Genomic DNA, 6,000 nt, shown 5'->3' with positions numbered 1-6,000 from the left:
AGCCGGAGGCGTAGCCGTCCGGCGTTTTCGCCGGCCCCGCGTAGTACACCGGGTGGTCCCGCAGGTACTGCGGCATCGGGTAGCCCCCGGCCAGCCGGTCGGCGAGCTCCTCGGCACGCCGGTGGTCGCCGGCCTTCCGGTACAGCCGCGCGCAGCGCTCGTAGTGCTGCCGCGCCCCCTCGGCGTCGCCCACGGCGAGCCGCAGATCCGCGAGGTGGTGCACCGCGATCGCCGCGCGGTGCGGGAACCCGTGGCGCTCGGCCGAGTCCCGAGCGGCCCGGTGGCAGTCCGCGGCGCCGTCGACCTCGCCCCGGCGCGCCAGCACCACGCCCAGCGCGTTCCACGCGATCTCCGCCTGCTCCGCGAGCCCGTGCCGGTCGGCGAGCGCCCGCGCCGCCTCGTACCGGCGCGCCGCCTCGTCGAGGTCACCGCGCAGCAGCGCGACCCGGCCCAGCCCGCCCAGTGCGGCGCACCGCCCGGGCGCGGCCTCGTCGCGCCGGTGCCGGTCCAGCAGCCGCCGGTACGCGGCGGCCGCCACCTCGTGCTCGCCGGTCTCCGCCGCCAGCCGCGCGTACGTCGCCATGGTCCGGGAGAACGTGGCCAGGAAGCGGGGCGCGGCGTAGCGCGCGCGGGTCAGCTCGATCGCCTGCCGCACGTACCCGGCGGCCGCGCCGGGCCGCCCGCCGGCGAGGTGCGCCTCGCACAGCGCCAGCAGCGCGCGCAGCTCGGCGTCCTGATCGCCCAGCACCCGGGACGCGAGCAGCAGCGGTTCGGCCGCCCGCCGCGCCTCGTGCACCCGGCCGGTCCGCTCGCAGCGGACGAGCAGCGCCTCCGCGACGCGCACCGCCGCCGCGCACAGCCGTTCCGCGTCCGCTCCGGCGGTGCCGCGCGCCACCGCGTCGGTCAGGCCCGCCAGCAGCGCGTCGTGCTCGTCGTGCAGCGTGCGCAACCCCGCGCCGACCTGCTCGGAGGTGGCGTCCGCACCCGGCCGCAGCGGTGCCACCGCCGCGTCCGCGACGTCCGCGCAGTGCTCGGCGAACCGCAGCGCCAGCGACCGCCGCAGCCGCGCGGGCAGCGCCGCGAAGGACTCCGCCGCGCACTCGCCGGTGAGGTCGTGGAACGCGCCGCCGTCCGCGCGCGGTTCCAGCAGGTGCGCCGCGCACAACCGGTCCAGCAGCAGCCGCGCGAACCGCGGGTCGGACTCGTCGAGCAGCACCGCCGCGCGGGCCGCGGTGAACTCGACGCCCGGCAGCAGGCCCAGCCGCTCGAACAGCGCGGCGGCGGACCGGTCCACCCGGTTCGGCGACTCCCGCAGCGCCGCCGTGGACAGCGCCACCGCAGACCGCACCTTCTCCAGCACCGACAGCCGGTGCGGCGAGCCCAGGTCCGCGGCCACCACCCGGGGTTCCCGGCGCGGATCGCCGCGCAGCAGCTCGCCGACCACGCGCAGCGCCAGCGGCAGGTGCCCGCAGCGCTCCGCCACCAGCAGCAGGTCCTCCCGCAGCCGCGCGCGCGGGTCCGCCGGGTCGCCCCGAGCGATCTCCCGCCGCAGCAGCTCCACCGCCGACCCGGCGGGCAGCGCGCCGAGCCGGACCGGCTCCGCGTCCACGTCGAGCTCGTCGCGGGAGGTGATCAGCACCCCGTGCACCGGGTCGGACGGCAGCAGCGCGGCCACGTCCCAGTGCGGACCCACGTCGTCCAGCACCAGCAGCAGCGGCAGCCCGGCCGCGGCGAATTCGGCGAAGCGCCGGTGCAGCAGCCCGACGCCGACCGCGTGCGCGGCGGGCACCTCCAGCAGCGCCAGCAGTTCCGCGATCGCCTCCCGCAACCCGAACTCCCCGCGGTCCCGGTAGCCGCGGCAGGGCAGCAGCACGACCCCGCCGGGGTGCTCCCCGCGCAACCGGTCCGCCGCCGCGATCGCCAGCGCGCTCTTGCCGCAGCCGCCCATGCCGGTCAGCAGCCGCACCGGGTTCTCCGCGCCGAGCACGGCGTCCAGCTCCGCCTCGCGGCCGACCAGCCGGGCCGGTGCGCGCGGCAGCGTCGAGGCCAGCGGGCGCGGCGGCGGCACGGGAGCGGCGAAGTGCACGTCGCCGTTGATCTGCCCGGCCTGCACGACCAGGCCGTCGTTGCGGTGCACCGCGTTGCTGGTGCGGATCTCCTGCGCCGCGGTGCGCCGGGCCCACTGCCCGGCGGAACCGTCGTGGGCGCGGTCTCCGGTCATCCTCCACGTATAGCGCAGGAGATCACCTCGGACACCGCGTTCGCGCGGATCGATCAGCCCTGGACGGCCTTGAGCACCGCGCCGGTGTCGGTGAGGTCGGACAGCACCACGTGCGCGCCCGCGTCCCGCAGCTCCTGCTCGTCGCTGCGCCCGGTGGCCACGCCGACCGCCACCGCCCCGTGGTGCAGCGCGCCCGCCACGTCGCGCGGGGTGTCGCCGACGACGACCACGGTCTCCGGGGCGAACTCGGCACCGTGCTTGGCGGTGGCCTTGCCGACCGCGGCGCTGATCAGGTCGTGCCGGTGCGGGGAGTCGGCGCCGAACCCGCCGATGTCGAAGTCCACGTGCCGGTGCAGGCCGAACGCGTCGAGCTTGTGGAACGCGACCTCCGGCAGGTTGCCGGTGACGAGGCTCTGCACCACGCCGGGCACCTCGGCGAGCGCCGCCAGCGCCTCCGCCGCCCCCGGCATCGCGCTGCCGCGCAACGACAGCGAGTCCAGATCGGCCAGCACCACGTCGGTGAGGGTGCGGAACATGGCGTGCACGGTGTCGGTGGCGGCGTCGATGCCGTGCGCGGCGAGCACTTCGCCGGTGATCGCCAGCTCGGTCTTGCCCGCCATGTCCGGCACGTGCCGCAGGGACGTCCCGGTGACCTCGGCGAGAGTGCGCCGGTACCAGTCGACGCCGATGCCGCGCGCGTCGATCAGGGTGAGGTCCACGTCCCACAGCACGAGTCGGGAGGTCATCGCCCCATCCTGGCACGACACCTCGCGATCATGATCAAGATGTGAGCCATCTCCGCGCCCGGCCCGGTTTCACCCGAAGAGGTGGAATCAGCCTTCGACGAAGCTCAACCGGACCCGCCGCACCGGGTTGTCCACGTTGGTGTCCACCAGGCAGACCGACTGCCAGGTGCCCAGCGCCATCCGCCCGTCCAGCACCGGCACCGTCGCGTAGGGCGGCACCAGCGCGGGCAGCACGTGATCGCGCCCGTGCCCGGGCGAACCGTGCCGGTGCCGCCACCGCCGGTCCGCGGGCAGCAGCTCCCGCAGCTGGGCCAGCAGGTCGTCGTCGCTTCCCGCACCCGTCTCGATCACCGCGAGGCCCGCCGTCGCGTGCGGCACCCACACGTTCAGCAGGCCGTCCCCGGCCCCCGCCGACCGCAGGAACCGGTCGCACTCGGCACCCAGGTCGTAGACCACCTCGACGGAACCGGTCCGGATCTCCACTTCCTCACTGCGCATACCGCCACGGTAGAACGGAGCGCCGCGCGGCCCGTCCTGCCGCTCCGGTTGCGGTGGGCCGCGCTTCCCCGGCCGCGCGTGGTAGGCGGTCCCGCCGGGCCGCGCATCCGGTGCTGGCGCACCGGCCACCGCATCGACGAGGATCGGAACATGCGCACCGCCTTCGGCCTCCGGTTCGACGTCCCCGACGGATACCTGAACACCGCGAGCATCGGCGTGCCGTCCACCGGCACCGTCGAGGCCGTCACCGCCGCGGTCGCCACCTGGGGCGCGGGCGGGGCCCGGCCCACCGACTTCGACGCCGACACCGACGCGGGACGAGAACTGTTCGGCCGGCTCGTCGGCGTGCCCGCCGACCGCGTCGCCGTCGGCGCCACCGTCTCCCAGCTGGTCGGGATCATCGCCGCCGACCTGCCGGACGGAGCCCGCGTGCTGGTCGCCGAGGACGAGTTCACCAGCGTCACCTTCCCGTTCGCCGCGCAGGCCGACCGCGGCGTGCAGGTGGAGGAGGTCCCGCTCGAAGCGATCCCGGAGAAGGCCGCAGACCACGACCTGGTGGCGGTGAGCGTCGTGCAGTCCGCCGACGGCAGGCTCGTCGACCTGGAGGCGCTGCGCGAAGCGGTGCGGGACCGGCCGACTCGGGTGCTGCTGGACACCACCCAGGCCGCGGGCTGGCTGCCGATGCGGCTCGACTGGGCCGATCACGTCGTCGGCACCGGCTACAAGTGGCTGCTCGCGCCGCGCGGGTCCTCCTGGCTCGCGCAGCACCCGGACGCTCCCGCGCCGCGGGCGAGCCACGCCAACTGGTACGCCGGGGGCGGCATGGACAGCATCTACGGGCTGCCGCTGAAGCAGGCCCCGGGCGGGCGCGGGCTCGACCTGTCGCCGGTGTGGCTGGCCCAGGTCGGCGCGGCCGCCTCGATGCGGGAGCTCGCCGCCCTCGACCTGGAGCAGGTGCGGGCGCACTGCACCGGGCTGGCCGACCGGGTGCGCGCCGAACTCGGCCTCGTTCCCGCCGGCTCGCCGATCGTGGCGGTGCCCGGCGACGACGCCGCCCGCAGGCTCGCCGACGCGGGCATCGCGTGCGCGGCCCGGGCGGGCAAGGCACGGCTGGCGTTCCACCTGTACAACACCGACACCGACGTCGACCTGGTGCTCCGCGCGTTGCGTGGCTGAGCAGCCGGAACGTCTTCGCTGCGCACGTGCTGTTCTGCGCGCGATCCGCAACCGCTACCGTTAGTGCCCGTGCCGGACCCCCAAGGTGCACCCGAAGAGATGACAGGCTCGCCGCAGAACGCGCAGCGAGCTGACACTGCGCCACTCCAGCGCGACAACTCCCTGGTGAACCACGAGCACCGCAGCGCCAGTCCCACCGACTTCAGCCCGGACACCCTGGGCGGACCCGGCGAGACGACCCGCCCCGCGTTCCAGCAGCCGTCGGCCCAGCAGCCGCACGGCGCCCAGCCGCACGCGCCGCAGCCCGGACCCGGCACGCCCGGCTACGGCCAGCCGCAGCAGCACCAGGGCCAGAACCACGCGGCGCAGACCGCGCACCAGCAGGCCTACCCGCAGCACTACCAGGGCTGGGGCGGCCAGTACGCCGCGCAGCACCCCGGCCAGCAGCAGTACCCGCAGCAGGGCTACGGCCAGCAGAACCCGGCCCAGCAGGCACCGGTGCAGCAGCAATCCCCCCAGCAGCACTCGGCCCCGCAGCAACCCGCCCAGCAGGCCCCGGCGCAGCAACCACCCGGGCAGCCGAACGGAGCGGCCCAGCAGCACGGCGACATCAACCGGCGCGCCTACCCCTCCACCAGCAGGCAGGCACCCGTCCGTCCCGAACCGGCGGCGCGCGCGGGCGGCGGCCTGCTCGCGGGCACCTCCATCACGCCCTCCGGCTGGGTGCTGCGCGGGCTCGTGCTGTTCGGCGTGGCCGTCGTCTCCGGGCTGCTCTGGCTGCTGATCAAGCCCTCCTCCGGTGACGACCAGGCGGCCGACCCGCCTGCGCCCGTCCCGCAGACGCAGAACCGGTTCAACCTGGAAGTGCGCGAAGAGGGGCGCCAGGGCTGCGCCAACGTCTCCACCGGCCAGATCAAGGCGTTCTTCGGCGAGCACGGCTGCGAGCACCTCACCCGGGCGCTCTACACCACCACGCTGCCGGACGGGCAGCGCGTGCTCACCTCCGTGGTCACCGTGCGGCTGGCCGATTCGGCGAGCGCCGCGCAGCTCAACGAGCTCGTCACCCAGGACGACACCGGCAACGTGATGGACCTGGTCTCCTCGGGCCCGGACCTGCCCGACGACTTCCCGGGGCTCACCAGCGACGTGGGCTACCACTCCGAGCAGCAGGACCGGCTCGTCGTCGTCGGTGAGTCCGGGTACTTCGGGCAGCCCGACAACTACGAGGACCAGCGGCTCACCGACGTCACCAAGGACGCCGTGCGCCTCGGCTGGCCGCAGGACAGCGGCTGAACCTCCTGCCGCGCGGACGGCGGAACCCCAGCGGTACCTCCGCCGCTGGAACCCCGAGGACCCGCG

5 protein-coding genes are annotated in these 6,000 nt (G+C 75.5%); 2 read left to right on the top strand and 3 right to left on the bottom strand.

Features of this window, described 5'->3' with window-relative positions; translation table 11 throughout:
- The 3 genes from LCD31_RS20040 to LCD31_RS20030 all read right to left on the bottom strand — a co-directional run.
- The coding region (locus LCD31_RS20040) for an NB-ARC domain-containing protein (protein ID WP_304614944.1) at window positions 1–2,221 on the bottom strand (2,221 nt) is incomplete at its 3' end.
- Window positions 2,222–2,274: 53 nt separating this feature from the next.
- Entirely contained in the window at window positions 2,275–2,967 is a 693-nt protein-coding gene (locus LCD31_RS20035; RefSeq protein WP_224960191.1) for a haloacid dehalogenase-like hydrolase, read from the bottom strand.
- An 87-nt stretch (window positions 2,968–3,054) separates the two neighbouring features.
- Entirely contained in the window at window positions 3,055–3,465 is a 411-nt protein-coding gene (locus tag LCD31_RS20030) for a YjbQ family protein (protein WP_224960190.1), read from the bottom strand.
- 150 nt (window positions 3,466–3,615) lie between these two features.
- Between LCD31_RS20030 and LCD31_RS20025 the strand changes: the two genes are divergently transcribed.
- Window positions 3,616–4,641 (top strand): aminotransferase class V-fold PLP-dependent enzyme, encoded by a 1,026-nt coding sequence (locus tag LCD31_RS20025; protein WP_224960189.1) that lies wholly within the window; start codon window positions 3,616–3,618, stop codon window positions 4,639–4,641.
- A 165-nt stretch (window positions 4,642–4,806) separates the two neighbouring features.
- Complete coding sequence (locus LCD31_RS20020) at window positions 4,807–5,934, top strand: hypothetical protein (RefSeq protein ID WP_224960188.1); 1,128 nt, start codon at window positions 4,807–4,809, stop codon at window positions 5,932–5,934.
- Window positions 5,935–6,000 lie beyond the last annotated feature (66 nt).

The sequence above is a fragment of the Saccharopolyspora sp. 6M genome, from assembly GCF_020176775.1.
GTDB lineage: Bacteria > Actinomycetota > Actinomycetes > Mycobacteriales > Pseudonocardiaceae > Saccharopolyspora_C > Saccharopolyspora_C gregorii.
Note: the sequence above shows the minus strand (reverse complement) of the source record. Positions and strands in the feature narration are given on the sequence as shown.

Coding starts and splice junctions, on each gene's coding strand:
- LCD31_RS20035 (WP_224960191.1), bottom strand. CDS start 2,967: ATGACCTCCCGACTCGTGCTGTGGGACGTGGACCTCACCCTGATCGAC.
- LCD31_RS20030 (WP_224960190.1), bottom strand. CDS start 3,465: ATGCGCAGTGAGGAAGTGGAGATCCGGACCGGTTCCGTCGAGGTGGTC.
- LCD31_RS20025 (WP_224960189.1), top strand. CDS start 3,616: ATGCGCACCGCCTTCGGCCTCCGGTTCGACGTCCCCGACGGATACCTG.